18 protein-coding genes are annotated in these 18,742 nt (G+C 45.4%); all 18 read right to left on the bottom strand.

Translation table 11 applies throughout. The annotated features are described in order from the left end of the window. Positions 1–57: 57 nt before the first annotated feature. On the bottom strand, positions 58–2,133 hold the full coding sequence (locus tag AZI86_RS09490) for an ATP-binding protein (RefSeq protein ID WP_157684671.1): 2,076 nt from the start codon (positions 2,131–2,133) through the stop codon (positions 58–60). Between the two features lie 3 nt (positions 2,134–2,136). After that, on the bottom strand, positions 2,137–3,339 hold the full coding sequence (locus AZI86_RS09485; protein ID WP_061834803.1) for a pyridoxal phosphate-dependent aminotransferase: 1,203 nt from the start codon (positions 3,337–3,339) through the stop codon (positions 2,137–2,139). A gap of 9 nt (positions 3,340–3,348) precedes the next feature. Beyond that, entirely contained in the window at positions 3,349–3,831 is a 483-nt protein-coding gene (coaD, locus tag AZI86_RS09480; protein WP_061834802.1) for a pantetheine-phosphate adenylyltransferase, read from the bottom strand. Then, positions 3,824–4,402 carry a 16S rRNA (guanine(966)-N(2))-methyltransferase RsmD gene (rsmD, locus tag AZI86_RS09475; protein ID WP_061834801.1) on the bottom strand — a complete coding sequence of 193 codons (579 nt, stop codon included), beginning with the start codon at positions 4,400–4,402 and terminating at the stop codon, positions 3,824–3,826. The genes coaD and rsmD overlap by 8 nt, the downstream gene beginning before the upstream one ends. Next, positions 4,399–4,743 (bottom strand): response regulator, encoded by a 345-nt coding sequence (locus tag AZI86_RS09470; RefSeq protein ID WP_253715872.1) that lies wholly within the window; start codon positions 4,741–4,743, stop codon positions 4,399–4,401. Before AZI86_RS09470 ends, rsmD begins: the two co-directional genes overlap by 4 nt. A 7-nt stretch (positions 4,744–4,750) precedes the next feature. Further along, on the bottom strand, positions 4,751–6,667 hold the full coding sequence (locus tag AZI86_RS09465) for an ATP-binding protein (protein ID WP_253715849.1): 1,917 nt from the start codon (positions 6,665–6,667) through the stop codon (positions 4,751–4,753). 43 nt (positions 6,668–6,710) lie between these two features. After that, positions 6,711–7,394, bottom strand: coding sequence for a hypothetical protein (locus tag AZI86_RS09460; protein ID WP_061834799.1), 684 nt, complete (start codon positions 7,392–7,394; stop codon positions 6,711–6,713). Next, a complete protein-coding gene (locus AZI86_RS09455; RefSeq protein WP_061834798.1) occupies positions 7,381–8,838 on the bottom strand; it encodes a glycosyltransferase family 9 protein in 1,458 nt (485 codons plus the stop codon). Before AZI86_RS09455 ends, AZI86_RS09460 begins: the two co-directional genes overlap by 14 nt. Positions 8,839–8,864: 26 nt before the next feature. Then, positions 8,865–10,406, bottom strand: a complete 1,542-nt coding sequence (locus AZI86_RS09450) for a glycosyltransferase family 9 protein (protein ID WP_061834797.1) — start codon at positions 10,404–10,406, stop codon at positions 8,865–8,867. Continuing rightward, positions 10,406–11,017: a hypothetical protein gene (locus tag AZI86_RS09445; protein WP_061834796.1), complete on the bottom strand. Its 612-nt coding sequence runs from the start codon at positions 11,015–11,017 to the stop codon at positions 10,406–10,408. Before AZI86_RS09445 ends, AZI86_RS09450 begins: the two co-directional genes overlap by 1 nt. 1 nt (position 11,018) lies before the next feature. Then, entirely contained in the window at positions 11,019–12,068 is a 1,050-nt protein-coding gene (locus AZI86_RS09440; protein ID WP_061834795.1) for a tetratricopeptide repeat protein, read from the bottom strand. A 196-nt stretch (positions 12,069–12,264) separates the two neighbouring features. Then, positions 12,265–12,690 carry a hypothetical protein gene (locus AZI86_RS09435; protein WP_061834794.1) on the bottom strand — a complete coding sequence of 142 codons (426 nt, stop codon included), beginning with the start codon at positions 12,688–12,690 and terminating at the stop codon, positions 12,265–12,267. Positions 12,691–12,713: 23 nt separating this feature from the next. Continuing rightward, positions 12,714–13,109, bottom strand: a complete 396-nt coding sequence (gene fliS, locus AZI86_RS09430; RefSeq protein WP_061834793.1) for a flagellar export chaperone FliS — start codon at positions 13,107–13,109, stop codon at positions 12,714–12,716. 53 nt (positions 13,110–13,162) lie between these two features. Beyond that, positions 13,163–14,533 carry a flagellar filament capping protein FliD gene (fliD, locus tag AZI86_RS09425; RefSeq protein ID WP_061834792.1) on the bottom strand — a complete coding sequence of 457 codons (1,371 nt, stop codon included), beginning with the start codon at positions 14,531–14,533 and terminating at the stop codon, positions 13,163–13,165. 171 nt (positions 14,534–14,704) lie between these two features. Continuing rightward, positions 14,705–15,085, bottom strand: coding sequence for a flagellar protein FlaG (locus AZI86_RS09420; protein WP_061834791.1), 381 nt, complete (start codon positions 15,083–15,085; stop codon positions 14,705–14,707). Positions 15,086–15,358: 273 nt separating this feature from the next. After that, entirely contained in the window at positions 15,359–16,192 is an 834-nt protein-coding gene (locus AZI86_RS09415; RefSeq protein ID WP_061834790.1) for a flagellin, read from the bottom strand. 443 nt (positions 16,193–16,635) lie between these two features. Then, complete coding sequence (locus AZI86_RS09410) at positions 16,636–17,274, bottom strand: transposase (protein WP_061834789.1); 639 nt, start codon at positions 17,272–17,274, stop codon at positions 16,636–16,638. A 272-nt stretch (positions 17,275–17,546) separates the two neighbouring features. After that, positions 17,547–18,371: a flagellin gene (locus AZI86_RS09405; protein ID WP_061834788.1), complete on the bottom strand. Its 825-nt coding sequence runs from the start codon at positions 18,369–18,371 to the stop codon at positions 17,547–17,549. Positions 18,372–18,742: the final 371 nt, after the last annotated feature.

Raw genomic sequence — 18,742 nt, 5'->3', positions numbered from 1 at the left:
CCATAGGTCACCGATGGAAGAAGTTTATGCGCGTGCGGAATGACAATCACCCCCCGTTCAGGGGGTCTGGGGGCCACTTAATGGTAAAGAAATTTTTACGGAGGTCCCTGCGGGGAATGATTGAATATGCAAGGTTCCGATATCTTGCAGACGGCGCTGCATGCCTTTAAGGCCATAACCGCGCGTTTCATTTAGAGTCGTGTCCAAATCAAAACCTTTTCCATTATCTTCTAATAAGATAGTCAATTTGGAATCCACGTAGCAAACATCAACTTTCAATTGGTTGGCTTCAGAGTGGCGAATGACGTTACTTAAGACCTCTCTTAAAACTGAAGTTAATGACTTGCGCACGCGATAATCTAAAAGAATCTTGGCGTGATCTTCAGTGATTTGCTCATTCCAATTTAAGGTGATTTTACTGATGTCTGTGCGACTTTGCACCTCGAAGCGAAGATCCTCTAAAAACATCTTTAACGAGGTTTTTTCACCCGCCACGGCACTGATGATTGCCCGAATATCGGCCATCGCGCCTTGAATCGTCGTGCGCAGGTTTTCATCTGAAGAATGCAAGCCTGAAAGAAGCCTTGCCCCCACGTCATCGTGAAGATCCTGCGCCACGCGACGACGCTCTTCTTGCACACCGCGATCGTAAGCTTCACGCCCTGATTCGGCCTCATGAATCAGGGTGATAAACTGGGTTGCGATATTTTCGGTTTCACGATTGAAAAGTCCTCGCCCCGCCCAGGGGTAGGAAATCTTTACGGCCGGCATTCCTGACACCGAAGGAATCAGTAAGCTGACCCCGTCTTCGATAATTTCAACTTTCTGAATATTGCCAAAAAAGTTTTCAACCTGAAGTGGATCAAATGTTTTTTTCAAGAACACCAGCCAGCGCGTTTCACGCTCTTCTGAATTAAGAGCGAAAGCCACGGCCAAAGCATCGCTCAGTAAATGAGAGGCATCTAACTTTCCAGAACGAGTAAATTTACGCCATAAAAAATCACGAAATGGCAGATAAATAAAAACCACAAGCAAAAGAGACACTTCTAAAGCCGCAACTTGTCCTAGGCCCACAAGGGAAATCAAGATCAAATCAAAGACAATAAAAATGGCCGCGGCGGCAGAATAAAATAAAAATCGAAAGGCCCACTGACCCACTTCAAAAAGTCGGTACCGAGTTAAGCCCGCCGCAAGTCCCAGATAAATAACCAAGAAAGATAAAAACGCATAACTTTGATTAAATGGCGTCGTTCCGATTAATGACGGAACGGTATTAAACACCACAAATCCGCCCGCCCCCAACACCACCGATAAACCCAACCAAACTAAGGAGGCACGCGCGGCTGGATCTCTTTTCGTTGCAAAAAACTGCACGGCAATCGCCACACAGATCAAAGCCATTAATGACACAATGATCAAACTGATATTTGCAAAATCCGGAACAACTTGAAGAGAAAATCCTAAGGTCCATAGGACAAAGAAGGCTGCTTCAAATAAAGAGACCTTTTTCCAATGTTTTAATCTTACGGGATAAATCAAAAACAAAGCTAAGACGGCGATCCCGAATAAAGCCGCCCCCCACGCATTGAGAGTTTCTAAAACTCTAAAAAGATTTTCAGACAGCGGCCCCTCGCGCGAAGTGTACACCGAAGAAGGCAGAGCCGAAAGAAACGTGGCAAATCCACTTAATGCAAATAAACGCACAGCCGTATCTTGTGGCTTTAAAGACCAGATCCAACCACCGATGATCAAAGTTCCCAAGCCCACGATCAAAGGAATCCAAAATACGGCAGAAAGATCCTTGAGCTTTCGATGCATTTTTTGCAATGGCTGACGAACTTCTTTGCGAACCAACTCTGCCGAAGGAGATTCTAAGATATGACGCCATTCTTGCTGTCTTAAATAAAACCGACGAAGCTCGGCTTTGGTGGCAAGCTCCCCGGGTTCAGCCAAAAGATCTAAGGCTTCGACTTGAAAAGATCCGCTATCTGATACGACAGAGTCGCCGACTTGAAAAGCTGGATTAAACTGAGGCTCATCCAGCCCCAGCTTTAAGATGACTCCCGCAGCAATCACTGCAGTCAGCACAACGAACAGAAAGCGAAAGCCGGGTGTCCTGCTGAAGGTCCTCATGGATTACGTTAATTGCGCGACAAACTCTCGCATGCGAGCCACGGCGCGAGCCATCGTTTCTTCGGTCACCGCAAAGCTCAGGCGCATAAATCCATCAGAACCGCACTCAGCCCCAGGAACGGTGGCCACATAGAATTGATTTAACAAAACACCGCAGAAATCTTTGTCGTTAGCAATCTTTTGGCCTTTAAACGTTTTGCCTAAAAAAGCCCGCACATCCACCCAGAAATAAAAAGCCCCTTGCGGATCAGCGACTTTAAACTGCGGAATCGTCGCTAATTCTTTCATGCCCGCATTTTTGCGCGAGATCAAAGTTTTCACGACATGGGTGACATCACTTTCAGAGTTTTTCAGCGCTGCCAGCAACGCATGTTGCGAAATGCTCGACGGAGAACCCGTGGATTGACTTTGATAGTCGCCCATCGCCGTGATGATTTTCTCTGGCCCCGCCGCCCAACCAATGCGCCATCCTGTCATTGAATAAGCTTTAGAGCCACCATTCACTAAGATCGTGCGATCTTTCAAATCCGGAGCCACTTGCAATAAGTGAGGAGCGACTTTCGTGCCATCAAAAACCAAGCGGTTGTAGATATCATCCGAAATCACGGCCACTTGAGGATGTTTACGTAAAACGTCGGCCAAAGCTTTTAATTCATCCGCCGTGTAAGCCAGTCCCGTCGGATTGCTGGGTGAACAGAATAAAAAGGCTCTCGTTTTGGCATTGATGGCTTTTTCTAATAAAGCCGGAGTGATTTTGAAATTTTCTTTTTCACCGCATTCAACGATATGCGGAACGCCATCGGCAAGTTCCACCATCGTGGGATAGCTGACCCAGTACGGAGTGGCGATGATCACTTCATCGCCGGGGGAACAAAGCATTTGCAAAGCGGCGAAGATCACGTACTTGGCGCCTGAAGCCACCGTGATTTCCTTCGGACCGTAGTCAAAATTCAATTCTGATTTTAATTTTTCACAGATCGCTTTACGCAACTCGATCGTGCCATTCGCCGGCGTATACTTCGTGATACCTTTTTGGATAGCTTCAATACCCGCTTCAGACGGCGCCTTGAAAGTTTGCCAGTCAGGCTCCCCCACCGTTAACGAGATCACATCATGACCTTGCGAAGCCAGCTCTTTGGCTTTCGCCACCAAGGCTAGAGTCGGTGAAGTCTTTAGATTTTGCGCTCGTTTAGAAAGTGAGATCAAGGGAGCTCCTTATTTTTTGATTTTTTTAGCAAGGGCTTCAATCACGGTATCTGGTACTAAGCCTTTCAAAGCCCCCCCATTGATGGCAACCTCTTTCACACCGCGTGAGGAAATATAGTAGTATTCGGGGCTTGCGAAGACCAGCATGGTTTCAATGCTTGGCGCTAATTTCTTATTCATATTGGCCATGGTCATTTCGTATTCAAAATCCACAACCGCTCTTAAGCCACGCACGATCACTTGAGCATTTACTCGCTTCATGTAATCGACGGTAAGACCTTCAAAAATATCAACTTTAATGTTTTTTAGGTGCGAGAGTGATTGCTCAATAAGCTGCTTACGCTCCTCAGCAGAAAAAAGCGATTGTTTTTGTGAAGACTGCGCGATCAACACGATCACTTGTTCAAACATCGGCGACATGCGATTGATAATATCCACATGTCCCATGGTGATCGGATCAAAACTTCCCGGATAGACTGCAATCTTAGCCATTGGATTCCTCTTGTTCAATTGCGGATTCATGACAAAACATGTTTAAGTATTTATCGCCATAATCTTTTTGGTTATAGCGCACCAAAACTCCGTAACGCTCTTCCATACGTTCTTGCTTTAATGATTCGATGGCGAGAATCGTTTGGGGGCCCACAGCCGCACTGCTCCCGGCCGCTTCCATCACCGCGTGAGCCATTTTTTCGGTGAATGGGGGGTCTGCCAAAATAATATCGAAGGATTCGCCTGAAAAAGATTTTAAAAATGCAATCACGTCCATCACGACTATTTTATATTCATTAGACGGAACTTTAAGCTTTTCTAAATTTTGTCTAGCAATCGCCACCGATTTCGGATTCTTTTCCACGAAAGTGCAAAACTTCGCATCGCGCGAGAGGGCTTCAATCCCCAAATTTCCCGTACCACAAAAAAGATCGGCAACGTTGGCACCATCAATTTGAAATTGAATTTTGTTGAACAACGTTTCTTTTACGCGATCGGTAGTGGGGCGAATGTGATCCGCCTTAAAAGCAACCAGCTGGTGACCTCGGTATTTGCCGGCAATAATTCTCATGACATTAAACCTTCTGCTAAAGCGATCACACCAAAAATATCCTCAAATGGTTTTGGGACAAAAATATTTGCACCCATTTGCTGGGCGGTCTGCATGTTGTGCTCGCCCGAAAATGCCGACATCAAAATAACTTTAGCATTGGTTTCGCCGACCTCTTTTAAAACTTCTGGCCCGGTGAGGCCCGGCATCAGAACATCCAAAAATACCAGATCGGGCTTTTCCGAGCGCCACATCTGCAAACCTTCCACGCCATTTGTTGCCTCAAAGACTTCATAGCCTTTGGACTTTAAAGCTCTTTGCAACGAGCGACGCACCAAGGTTTCATCATCGACGATCAGCACTTTCAAATTAGGACTCCGGTGTCTTTTGTGGGAGCACGATCAAGAACCGACAGCCATGAGGTTCCACGTTTTGAAACTGGATGGTGCCCCCGAATTTTTCAATGATTGATTTAGACATACTTAACCCAAGACCGGTTCCATGTCCTTCTTTTTTTGTAGTAAAAAACGGCTCAAAAATGCGCTTTTGGATTTCTATCGGAATACCCGGCCCCGTGTCTTCAATCTCAATGTAAACCGAGCTGCGCCCGGAATAACTCGAGACTTTTAAACGACCATTTTCTTTCATCGCTTGGCAGGCATTGTTAATGAGATTAAATACCACTTGCTGCAACAAATGAGGCTCCACCAATACGCTGTGGGCCAAAGTTTGCAAATCCACCTCAAGACGATGCGTTCTTAAGGCTGATTTCAACATCGGCAATGTGCGCTCGATCACTTCATCCACACTGATATACTCCAGTGGCTGATTTTCTCCCTTAGAGAAATCCAAGAGATTTTTGATAATGCGTTGTGAACGCGCCGCCGCCTTTTCGATTTCCAGAAGATCCGCGTGCAGGGTGGGCTCTTTTAAGGTCTCTTGCAAAAGAACTTGCGCCAGAGAGCGCAGCCCCGTGAGTGGGTTATTCAGCTCATGGGCGATGTTTCCTGCCAGCATCCCAATCGCGCCCATTTTTTCACTTTGCAACATCCGCAAGTAGAGCTCCCGGCTTTGGGTGATATCCACATACTGATTCACAATATTAGTCGGACGAGAGCTTTGCTCTAACAGCACTGGATAAGAATGAACCTGATAAACACGGCCCCCCACTTGAATTTGTCCCGCACTGGGTTGGCTTTTTTTAAGTGCTTCCGGGACAGGACAGCCCTCACAGGGTGTGCGGCGATGGGCAAAACTCTCATAACATTTCCCGTGCAGAAACCGATCTGCGAATTTACGATTGGCACGCACGACTTGATAGTCCACGTCGACGATGGCGATAGGATCCCTCATCCCGTCAAAGGTTTTTTCCCACCGATAAGAAAAGCTTGAAAGCTGATTTTCTAAAAGCACACGATCTAAAGCCATACTTAAAGGACGCATGCGGTCGGACATAAAATCAATAAAGGGGCCGATTTCTTTATCCGATAACGAATTCTCAATACACAAAATGGCTTCCGCATCGTGCCCCACAAAGTGACTGGTCAAGCGCAGCTCTAACGGCACCACATACGCTTTTACAAAGGGCCGGCCAAAGTGATTGGCAAAATAACGAATCAGCTCTGCCGATGGCACTTCCGGACTGTGAGGAAACTCATGGCCGATGTTTGTTTCGGTTTGATTAAAGTGGCCGGAATGAAAACTTAAGAAAAAAGTTTTATCATCACCCAAGCGGTAAGCCAAGATCGGGTCACCCATTTTGTGGAACTTGCGCAGCTCTTTTCTTAAAATACTTAAGATTTCCTCAAAAGATGTCTGCGTTCCTAGATCTTTGATGAAACGGATCAACTGTCGTTCACGGTTGAGTTTTTCTTCTTCCTCACGATGAGACATTTCGATGTACTGCGTGCGCTCATCAACCAAACCTTCTAAAGAATGAGTCAATGCTTCCAGCTGCTTATTTTGAAACGAGGACTCGCGCAAAAGCTGAGAGCGCGATAGATAAGTGGAATGTTTTTTTAAAGCACTGTCTAAATGATCCCAGATCTCTTTTTCACCCATCGGCCACCGCATAAAGCGAAAGACATGGGCTTTGTTAATCCCCTCACGCACTTCAGTTTCGGTCAGATTTTCAGCAAGTAAAAGTCTTGTCGCGATAGGTTGCAACTGACGAGCGTGAACTAAGAACTCTAAGCCCTCACCATCATCGGTATTATGAACCAAGATTGCAGAAAATTTTTGGGTGCTTAAAAGACTCAAGGCTTCGTGACACGAAGCCTTGAACATAATTTCAATTTCATTTTTCTGAAACGGAAAGAACTGCGGCAGTCTAATTGGCGACGCGTTTCCGACCCATAGGATGGGATCCAGCTTGCTCGGATTTGTTATTAGATCCTGATTGCTCACCGTTTAGCGCCTTCTCTAGCGATTTTAAATGCTCCGTCCACATTTGGAGCGTATGGTTTAAATCATACTCTAGGACATCCGCTAAAAGAATAAAATCCTTATTTTCCAAAGCGCGTAATGCCTCTGTCACAGTTTTTTTGCTGTGTTCTTCGGTTGCGGCCCAATTTAGCGGATGTGCCCCCAAAAACTGATCCCCCATCGTCGCTTTAATCGAGATGGTGCTATCAATCAAATACTCACAGTTTTGTACCAATTCATGAATAGATTTTAGCAATCCTTTAAGACCTTGTGCTCTCATACGACGAGCTAGGTTTTCCGTGGCCTGCATAAGCTCCGGCATCGCTTCAATCCAGCCTCGTAAAACTAGACCCGTCAGGTCACGGCTATTTTCTGTGAGGTATTCCAAAGTCTGAACTTGATCCAAAGTGACGGTTGAAAACTTCGCTTCGTCGGCTTCCGAAATTTCCAGGCCATTGATGATATAACGGCAGACCACCTGATTATTGGTCATCAGATCCATCTCAATATCGCTAAAGACTTCTTCCAGCGCGATATTATCCTTATAGAAATTGCGTAACTCATCTCCCGAGACTTTATAGCGTTCCATCGCCCACCCCATTTTCGGTTGTTGCCTCATGAGGAATATACGGCTGAAGATGGCGTGCCATTCTTTCATGTACATTCAAAGCTGCGGTACAAATCTCCTCTAAGGAGCCAGGACCTATACGGATCTTTTCCGCTTGGTACCAGCTTATTAAAGGACTCAGCTCGGGAACCCATTGGCTAATATTTTGAATAACTTCTTCTGCACGATCGAGCAAGGGACCAATTAATTCCAATCCCTTGGTCGGCACAGTTTTGATCTGTTCCATGGCGAAGGTATTGATCTCTTGCAATTGATAAGCCCCTTGGATGATCTCAATTCGATCGGCCACGGGATAATTTCCACCTAGATATAAGGCTTGCACTAAGTCCCATTGAAATCTTTCAGAAGCGGTTTCTGATTTTTGATAACTCACTAAACCCGCAGAACGCACGATAAGGCCGTCGGTGATGTTTCCGTCTAAAAGATCAGCTAACACCGCCCCCAGCTCGGGCCCGTTTAAGGACGCCGCGGTTTCGGCACGATAAATAAATCCTAAAGACGCTTTCGGGCCTGTCTCCCAAAAATTCACGTTGCCAACACTGATGTTTAAAGTCGGCGTGTCCGTCAAGGAGGCCATGTGGATCGGCGCACTGTCGCAGCCCACCAGCAAATCAGCCTTTTGCAAGATCGCAAAAAGATCAGACACTTTGGTTTTACCGACCAGATCTACGACGTGGGAACCGGTTAAACCCTTTATTATCTCTTGTGACAAAACACTTTCATTGGGGGCTCCAATTAAAACAATCGGAATACTTTGTCCCCTTTGCCCCAGGGTTTGCAACACCTGAATCCACTGCTTGGGGGTTAATGACTTGTGGGCTTCACTGGCCCCGACATGAATTATGATGTAGCGTTCGGGTAAAGCAAAAGCGCACTCCTGAATTTCAGGGGCCGCCCAATCTGATTCGACGTATTCAAGCTCCAGCATGGAAGCAAAGATGTCACTTAAGTGGACACGATTGGCTTTGTTCGTTCCCACCTGTGAATAAAAATAGCCACTGACTTCATCACTAAGACATAAAGTTCCATCGTTATAACGACTGTAGCCCGAAACGCGAGTGTGCAAACCGCTGATCGCGTGTGTCAGGTAACTTGAAACCGGCGAAAAAGTAAGATTGATGATCCAGTCAAAATTCTGCTCTGAAAGTTCAGAAACAAAATGATCTAATCTTGCCAATGACGTATCAATATCCGCTTCGGCTTGCACCAACGGGGATAAGATCGTACTTGATGACAAGCTCCAATGACGATCAATGATCTTAAGCCCTTCGACCGCGCCTTCAAAACGAGGGCGCGTTAACAAATGGATTTCTGCATCTGGATATGTACGACGAACAGCCCGTAACACCGGCCACGTCATGTAAATATCGCCTAACCTAGCGAGTTGTGTGACCAGAATTTTCATTTTTCAGCTGTTCCTTCACAAGTTCTTTAAGTAGCTGTAGTTTCTCTGTCTCTTGGTTGTAGTTTTGAGTCTTCTGCAATTGGCTTTGAACCTTTTCCAGTTTCAGCAAAGCCATCGACAGGTAATTTTCCAATTCCTTTTGCATAATATTGTCCTTCCATGGACGGAATTTGTAAGACTTGAGTCAATTGGGTGCGCACTTCTAAGAGCGCTTCAATTTCCGTAAGCGCTTTCGTAATACGGTCATGAATCTGGATCGGCTGAGCAAAACGCGACAAAAGCGCTTCGATAAAATCTTGGAAATACCCCGCCGCGTCCATTTTCGATTTTAAAATATCCTGGGCAATCAAAATAAGATCCGCGATATCGGCGGAATGAAATTGTCGCTTTTGCGAAATCTCCTCTTTTGAGGGCAGTGCTTTTTTGGCTTGCTTCATCCAAGTAGCAAATTTTTCTGACGTCTGGTTCCAAGCCTTTAGACTTTTATTAATCTCTTCAGCGGGCAGCTGCTGGCGAATTTCGCGCACCCGATGTTCATAGGCCAACGCCGAAGTATCCCCGTCAAGGTGCAGACTCCACACCGCTCTTTCCATCAAATGACTGAACGATGGCATTTTAAGAGGCGCCAGGCTTAATTGATCCCAAACCGCTTCAAATACTTTTTCGGGTTTTAAATCATCCCCTTGCAACACCAACGAATTGGCTGAAAAGGCTCCGGTCTTAATTGGATCACTGGGCCCAATAGCCAGCTCAACAATGGGAGTCCCCGCTTGGGCCGCCAAGTGCTTAATACTGGTATCCCCCGTTACTAGAAGAGCTGCTTCGGAAAGATATTCTTTGGCATCAGAAAGATTGCAGATCAAAAGATCTTCTTCCGCAAAGAACTTCAAAAGATCTTCTTTTTCAAAAGACGCGCCTAAGATGCGAACCTTATGATCGACCAAGGATGTTTCAATCATGTTTTTTAAAACCTGGAAATATTCAAGATTCCAGTTTTTCGCTGCCTTGCTTGTCAGGCACTGAAATAAAACCAGTTTGTTTTTGGATTTGTTCGAAATAGTACTGGGCGTTTTCGTGACCGGAATATCAAAAGAACGTCCCAACAGCTCGACGTAATGAAAAAGGGATTTTCCTTCGACCGAAAAACGATCGTTGAAATAGCGCAACCACTTATTCGAAAGACCTTGGAAGCGTCCTTCCGTGTGCATCAAGCCTTTGACGTTTTTAATCTCGGTCGCCCCCAACAGATAACCACTGAGCTTGGTGTGCGTAAAGTTATAGGCGACATCATAGTCTTCCGCATTCAGCTGATTGATAAGGCCTTCCAGCTGACGATAAGGCCAAAGGATATTGTAAGCAGGCTCCCCAATCCCTTTTTGCAAAGCTTCGCGATCAAAATAGATATACTTATCCACGATGCCCGGCAAAACCTCATCGACATGCGAAAACTGTTGATTGATCAACAAATGAATTTCCGCGTCCGGATTTTGCTGTCGCAGACCCCTAAAAAGCGCGGCTTGTTGAATCACGTCACCCAGACGTAAAAGAGAAACCACTAAGATTTTCATTACTTCACCAGTTCATTAAGAACCCGAAAAATTTCCTTTTTACTCTCGGCAACCTCGGAACTCTCAATCGCCGGGAAAACATCTTTCAAAGACATAAGATCTTTGTTTTTTAAAAAAGCTGCTTTGATATTGATCCCAAATTCTTCAAAGTGATATTTGATCGACTCTAAAGAGCGGCCGCTAAGGTGCGCAAAAACTTCGGTGAAGAACGCCGATTGCTGGCCCCAGCAATCAACAAATGACAAAATGTATGGCGCTTCTGCCACCACTTCGGTAAAAAACGCCGTTTTGAAAATATCTTGGGCATTTTGCAAACTAATCACTTCCACGCGATTTTCCAATTCCGGAAATTGCGACCAGAAAACTCTTAACAGGGCATCACGATTTTCAATCACCGTGATAGTTAAGTTCGGATCCACGTCGGCCAGTGCCGCCACATGAAACCCCGAGCCCAACCCCACGACCACTACGTGTTTGGTCGGCATCGCTCCTAATGAATAAGCCCATTTCAAGCCTTCGCCTTGGGGATCACGCAAAGAAACCAGGGGTTCACCCGCCTCAAAAGAAATCAGGCTGCCTTCATGATTTTCTGAAAATGTAATTGCTGACATCTTAAGCCGCCTTCGAACCTTGAAGTTTACGTTTCAACTCTCGAACCTCTTGGTGCGAAGGGTTCCATAAAAGAACTCTTTCGATTTCCATCAAAGCTTCGTTAAATTGGCCCTGCATACAGAACAAATTGATCAAAACCAAAGACATGTCTTCATCTTGTTCAACGGACGAAAGATAGTTTTGCAGGGCTTCGATGGCCCGGCCCGGTTGCTGATCACGCACTCCCCAGTTAGAGGCTAAGTGAACCGCAGTGCGATTTTTGGGATTAATATCTAAGGCTCTTTCGATATTGGCCCACGCTAATTCCGCATCACCGATGTGGTTATGAACCATTGCCAATCCGACCCAAGCCTTGTCGTTATCGGCATTGATTTCAATTGCGCGACGGAAGCAATAAACGGATTTATCAAAGTCATTGCGCTGAACTTCAAGCGTTCCTAGGTTAACTAACAAAATGTCGGACTCTGGGTTTAAGGTGTAGGCCTTATTATAGTACTCTTCCGCCCCGTCAAAATCGCCCTGTCTGACGAAAATATTCCCCATGTTCTTATACACTTCAAATAACAAAGAATTTTCCTGGGTCAGCACCGCCAAAGCTTCGTAATATTTATCCAAAGCCTCTTGATCCTTACCTAATTTGTATAAGGTCGTTGCGTATTTACACATACTTTCAAAGCCATAATCGATTTTTGAAAGCGCTCTAGAAACCAAAAGAGCCTCATCAATTCGTTGCGAACTTTCAAGAGCCACCACCAGCAAACCCAATGTGACAGGGTTTTTAGAGTCGATATTACTAGCCTGTCTTAACAGATTAAGTGCTAAAGGATATTCCTTATGCTTCATCAAAACTTGGGCATTACGTTGATAGGTAGCCACGCGAGGATCTTCAGATATTACGATATCTTCTTGTTGTGCTTCAGCATCGAACTCCGCAAGAGCTTGCAGGGTATCAAAATAGATACGTCCTCTGGACTCGGCGGTGGTATTGGATTCCCCGGCTATTGATCCTGAAACTTCGCTAGACTTTGGCACGAACTGATTATCGATCATCTGAATTTCACTCCTAGAAATTTTGATGAAGATTTCTAGAGCAACACAGATGCCAAGACTCGGCTTGAAGTTTTATTTGATCTGAAGTGTTTAAGGACAGTGTCTTTGACTGTTTGCCAAATGCGGCCGTCAAAGTTTCGGCAGGAAATTTTTTCCCGGACCATCGGTAGTATAGTCCGGGAAAATATAAATAAAATTATGCTTCTTCGTTTAAACGATTGTTAAACGTTTTGGTTTTGTATCCACCCACCGCTTTACGGCCGCGACGGACTTCTTGAAGCTCTTTGATGATCGAGTTTTTCGCCATCTCGATACATGCCAAGACTTGGATGTCCTGTTCAATGATACGTGTTACATATTCATCTTTGATTCTTAAAGCTTCTTTGATTTCTTGGCGTGCATTGGCGTCAACCTCTGCCACCATGTCGATATCATTATGAGCTTTTTCGACTTGCGCATCTACGTACTTAAGAACGTCCAAAATACGCTCACGAGTTTGATAAAAGTGCTCAATGTTATCAAATTGACCTTGAGCGAAGTTTACCAACTCAACTTCATTCAAAGAGTAGAACTTTTCTAAGTAATGGTTCTTTTCGTTTAGCAACGTGACAATTCTAGTCATGGTTTTCCCTTTGTAATGAATTATTAGCCGGCTTTTTTGTCGTCTGTTTTAATTTTTTCAACTGCTTGAACCCAACCATCATAAAGAGTGTTGAGAAGTTTCAAATTGGCTTGCAGAGGTTCCACGGTGCCACTGATGTTGGCTTTCGTGTACTGTTCCATCATGAACATATAAAGCTGCTCAAGCTGAGTCGCGATATCACCACCCACCTTGTGATCGAGAGTATTATTAAGCTCCATAATGATATCAAAAGCGCGCCCGATGTTGACTCCTCGGTCCGCAATCTTCTTTTCTTCGATAGCTTTAATGGCAAGCTTCGTAAACTTGATGGCGCCTTCATAAAGCATCAACAGGATTTTTTCTCTGCTGGCACTCTGAACTGACGTCGTTTTGTACTTCTGATACGCATTTTTGTTCATAATTCCCCTACCGCTCTTGTTTTAAACGTCCTGTCTAAAATCTAAATTCTAATTTAACCCTGTGGCCCCTGGGCCATCGCCGCAAACTTTGCTTGCTGCGCTTGCATCGCTGACATCTTTTGCTCAAGATCCGAAAACTTTCTTCTTAAGCTGTCTTCTTTTCTTTCAAGCTGTCTTTCCTTGTTCTCTATACGATTATTGACCTGCTTGATACGATCCTCTAAACCACGTTTGCGATTCGAGATTGTTCCAAACTGACCATTTAACAATCCACCGATCTCTTTTTTCACGGTCGTTACAAATCCCGTGTTGAACCCATCTCCACGGAAAAATGCCGCCACCCCAGCCGGATTTGAATTCAACACCTTGTTGAATTTATCCTGGCTAAAATTCAACGTACCGTTACGGTTGAACTCGATACCTAATTCTGAAATCCGGCGAATTGGAGATTCCACTCCCATCTGCGGATTCAAGACGGTACGGCGCAACGCACTTTCAATCGTGCGGATCATCCCGTCGCCACCCAATGGGCCTAACTGCGGATTTTTTCCGTTTCCAGCTTGCAACTTACTTTGCTTCTGGATGAACTCCAGCGCCGCATTGTAAGAATCAACAAAGCTTTTTACCTTGCCGCTAATAACTTCTAAGTTTTCTTTGACCGACATACGAATCTCGCGACCCGGCGATGCCGATTTAAAATCCAAAGTCACACCCGGAATCAAATCAGTGGATTTGTTATCCGGAAGTTCAATTTCAAATCCGTCAACTTTAACCTTGGCGTTTTGGGCCTTACGAGACTCATCGAAATACATATCTTGGTCACCATCCAAAAGATAAATCTTGGGGAACGTGACCTGTTGGTCCTTACCTGTGCCTAAGCCCGACACTAAAAGCTTAAACGGCTTATCTGCATCTTTGCGGTCTTCAAGAACCTGGGCTTTCAAATTTAAACCCGCATTATTAATCTGCTTAGCAACCCCTTCCAAAGTGGAAGTATTGCCGTTGATGTAAACTTCTTTTTCTCCCTCAGGCGTATCGAACTTGATATAGCCCGTACCAATTTGGGTTTCATTTTTATCTGGAAAACCGTTCGATATGGCTGAAGGCTTTTGCGCCAAGCTAATCACTTCGATCGAATAATCCCCGGGAACTGCCGTCTGTGGGTCCACGGTCCCTTGCACGACGTTTTCATCACCGCTCGTAAATTTTTTATCAATGAAACCACCGGCTGAAGTCAGCTCACCTAAGTTTTTGGTGATGTCAGAAACTTTGGTTTCAAGCTCGCTGACAAGTTTCAACTTGTCCTCTTGCTTTCCTCGTTGCGCCTCCATTTGCTTCACAGGAATGCGTTCCGCATCCATCAACTGATCCACAATGTTTGGAGGGAGCCCAGAGGCCATCCCTGTAATTCTGATTCCTGCCATGAATTCATTGTGTCAAAACGAAACGGCAATCGTGAGTCAATTAAATGTCCGTCAAAAGGCCTAGGGGTGCGGCTTTTAGAGCCCATAAGCAATACAGGACGCAGCGGTTTTGACGGAGGGGTATTTTTCAGGACTTGGATCTAGGAAATAAAAGCAGAGAGCTTTATTAATTTAAGCAGAACGCTTAAGAAGCTGTCCTCGAGGCGAGTCGTCCGAGGGAAGAGTCCATAAATCGGCTTCAGGAATACGGCGAATGATCGTGCCGAGGTTGTCTTTGACTAAGACAAACTTTAAATCGTCTTTCACTTCAAGTTCGATGGTCCACTTATGTTCCTTCGTTGCCGAGAGCTTTCGAAGGTGCTCCATCGCTTTCTCTAACTGCTCATCACTCATCGGCGGGTGTTGTTCGCCTTGGTTTTGTTGCTGATAAGCCTCTTGCCCATTCGCATCGCGATCGTGGGTAGAATCGGACTTAATCGTCTTCCCAATATTGTCGACGCTTCGCACGTCGTTATTGGGAATTATGTTAGAGATAAATCCTTTTATGTTCATACATTCGCTTTATCGGCTCATTCATGTACAAACTTAAATCCCGGTCTGAGGTCGGGCGTCTCCTCCATTTATTTTCTCATTGAACCTTAAGTACCCCACGAAGATTTCTCTTCGTGGGTAGGTTGGTACCGAGAGGAAACGGAGGTATCCCCTCAGATCAAACTTTTTATATGTATTCTTAAATCAAGTTCTCGAGTTCGAGAAATCTACACTGAGGACACCCTCTTCAGAGGGAGTTTTCACTCCCCTGAAGATTCGCCGTTGTAGTTACAATTAACCGATCAATTTCATTGCCAAGTTAGGCAACTGATTAGCTTGAGAAAGAACCGAAGTATTTGCTTGTAACAATACTTGGTTACGAGTTGTTTCAGCAGAGGCCGCCGCGATATCAGTGTCACGGATACGAGAGTTTGCAGCAGAGATATTCTCGTGTTGAACACCTAAGTTATCAACAGTTGAAGTCAAACGATTTTGAAGGGCACCCAGATTTGCACGGAAACCATTCACTTGCGTTTGCGCTTTATCTACCATCGCAAGAGCTTCTTGAGCACCCTCTTTAGTTGAGAAATCGAAACCATCGATACCCAAGCTAGAGATTGTTGCGTCAGTTTCACCCGCGTTGAAAGAAATTCTATCTGATTCAGGGTCATTGTTGATACCAACTTGGAAGTCAAACTTGTCACCAGAACCATCAAGAAGTTTCGTTGTACCGAAACGAGTTGTTTGAGTGATACGTTGTGATTCCGCTTTCAATTGTTGAACCTCTTTATCCAACATTCCGCGCTCAGTCTCACCGACTGTATCAGAAGCTGCTTGAACACCCAACTCACGCATACGAGTTAAGATGTTAGAGATTTCGTTCAAACCACCCTCTGCAGTTTGTACCATTGAGATACCGTCGTTGGCATTACGGCCAGCTTGGCTTAGTGAGCGGATTTGCGATTTCAAGTTCTCAGAGATCGCTAAACCTGCAGCGTCGTCCGCGGCTTTATTGATACGTGATCCAGAAGACAATTGCTCCATGGATTTACCGATTGAACGCTGCGAAGTTTGCATAGTTCTTTGAGCGTTGATAGCGGACATGTTCGTAGAAATTCTGATTCCCATCTGGGACCTCCATTATATGGACCCGCCTTATACCTACTTAGGTCAGGTCGATTGTTACTTGTTGGACTTCCCTTTTGGTCTGGCTCTCTCAGGCGATCCGCATTTGTCAGTCACTACATTTGCGTCTCTCGAGAACTTCAACTTCAAGTTCCGTCGTTGCTTGTGACATACCTTTCGGCGAGGTCTGTGAAGGCTTTAGTCGCGTCCAGCAGAACTGGACCAAAGCCCAACAAAACCTAGACCAAAATCCTGAAAACCAGCCCAAAACCCCGGAAAAACCCAGACCAAAGCCCCGGAAAAGGTGCCTGGCTCTTTTTTCGGACCGACCTGCGTCAAGTCCTGAAGTTGTAGGAGTTATGAAAAAGACTGAACGGAAATGCACCAAGGCATTAGTCTTAAGACTTCAATCTTGTGAATGAAAAGCAAGGCTAGACGAAGAACTATTAAAGAGGATGCTCTTCGAGAGACGATAAACGTTTTTCAACCCGAGTAAGTTTGAACACAGATTTTCTAAGTGCTCGCCGCACCAGTTCGGCATTCTCTAAAAGCGGCGCCTTGTTGAGCCAAAGTAAAGTCTCGGCCCTAGAATGAAGACTTTCCCAGTTGTGATCTTCGGAAATCGGAACATCCAACCAACGTTCGCCAAGCAACGCTGGCATGGAAGAGTATTTATAATCTTCGACGCGTGAACAAAGTCCCGCCATCACTGGATTTCGATAAAGATATTTATAGGCATGAAGATAATAGAGGGGGCTAGACAGAAGCGAGCGATGAAATCTCCCACCATAAGTCATGTTGATTCGGTCACTGGTATAAGTGATTTCTCGACTGGTTTCCTGCATGAAGTATTTCATCGCCGCACTTAAGTTTGCATCGGGAGAACGCGCGATCATATGAAAGTGGTTGCTCATGAGAACGAAGGCGTGAACTTTGATATTGAAACCGATATGAAGAAAATAAAGATGCCGAGTCATCACATCCCAAACAAAATCTTTGTCCAACGAAAACCAATCGCGATTAATGCATCTAGCGGTGATGTGGTATGGAAGATCAGTGTGATTAATAAAAAGAGGACGAGGCATGTAAGTCTGCGAAGCAAAAACTAAGCAGAGCCTGGCTGACGAGAGGTTGGGATCTGGTGATCTTCGTTGTCCGAAACCCGGAATGATGCATATGGGTCCAAAAAAGGAGCCAGGCACCTTCTAAAATCCCTGGGGCCGGATGGCCCCAGGGTGGGCTTAACAACGAGGAGTATATGTGGGCGACCCCTCATTCCGCAGGAGGCCGTATCCCAGAACAGGCCCCCTCCGACATTCGTAAGAATGATGAATCTTTTAGAACTTTATTTAATTACTTATACTAGTTTCAAAGCCACGTTAGGCAATTGGTTGGCTTGAGCCAAAACCGATACCGCCGTGTTTTGCAAGATGTTGGCAGAGGCCATTTCTGACGTCTCTTTCGCGATATCAGTATCACGAATACGAGAGTTTGCCGCTGACAAGTTTTCATAGGACACATCTAAGTTACTGACCGTTGATTCTAAGCGCGATTGCATCGCCCCGAAGTTGGCGCGCAACGCACCCACTTTTTGGATGGCTTCATCCACCGCCCCTAAAGTGTCACGAGCATCGCCCTTATCGGCGATCGATAACCCATCAATCCCCAAAGAGCTTGTCGTGGCATCAGCATCAAAATCAAACGAGATAATATTCTCTTTTCCCCCTGCTGGCCCGACGTGGAATTCTAATTTTCCGCCACTGCCATCAAGAAGTTTTGTATTACCAAATTGCGTGGTCTTCGCGATACGATCCGCCTCTTGAACCAACTGTTGTGCCTCGTTGTTCAAGAATCCACGCTCTGTTTCACCTACGGTATCAGACGCGGCTTGTACTCCCAGCTCTCTGAGACGAACCAAAATATTTGAAACTTCATTCAGACCACCCTCACCGACTTGCGAGAAAGAAATCGCATTGTTGGCGTTGTTTCGGGCAGCCGCGATACCTTTTAGCTGTCCCTTAAAGTTTTCTGAAATCGCCAATCCGGCTGCGTCGTCGGCGGCGTTTACGATACGAGAACCAGACGCTAAAGCTTGCGCTGAATGCTCTGCTCTCTTTTGTTGTTTAGATAGCACGCGTTGTGCTGCGATAGATGCGGTGTTAGTAGCAATTCTTAAGCCCATAAGAACCCTCCAGGGATTAAAACCGCCGTCCGCTAGTTTTCATGGAAAGAACCAGAACCAAGGCAGCACCACTTGCCTTTAGAACTATTCAGATCCGCTAACGTACTGCGATCAGTTTTTTGTTTTTCGTAACCAAAAAATGAATCAAAAAATTAAGAGGCGAATGGAACCTTGGCTTCCGGGTGACTGTCCGTCGTCCGAGGCCCATTCATCTCTTTGCGGAGGAATTTGTGAGGAGATTTCTTTGAGGCAGACTTTCGTCCTGATCAGAAGTTTATCGTTCACAAACAACCCAACAAGTAACAACAAACTCTTCGGACCATGGTCTAGAAACTTTAGGGCGAAGGTCTAGGTTTTTTAAACCGACTTCG

It is taken from the genome of Bdellovibrio bacteriovorus (genome assembly GCF_001592735.1).
GTDB classification, from domain to species: Bacteria; Bdellovibrionota; Bdellovibrionia; order Bdellovibrionales; family Bdellovibrionaceae; genus Bdellovibrio; species Bdellovibrio bacteriovorus_D.
Note: the sequence above shows the minus strand (reverse complement) of the source record. Positions and strands in the feature narration are given on the sequence as shown.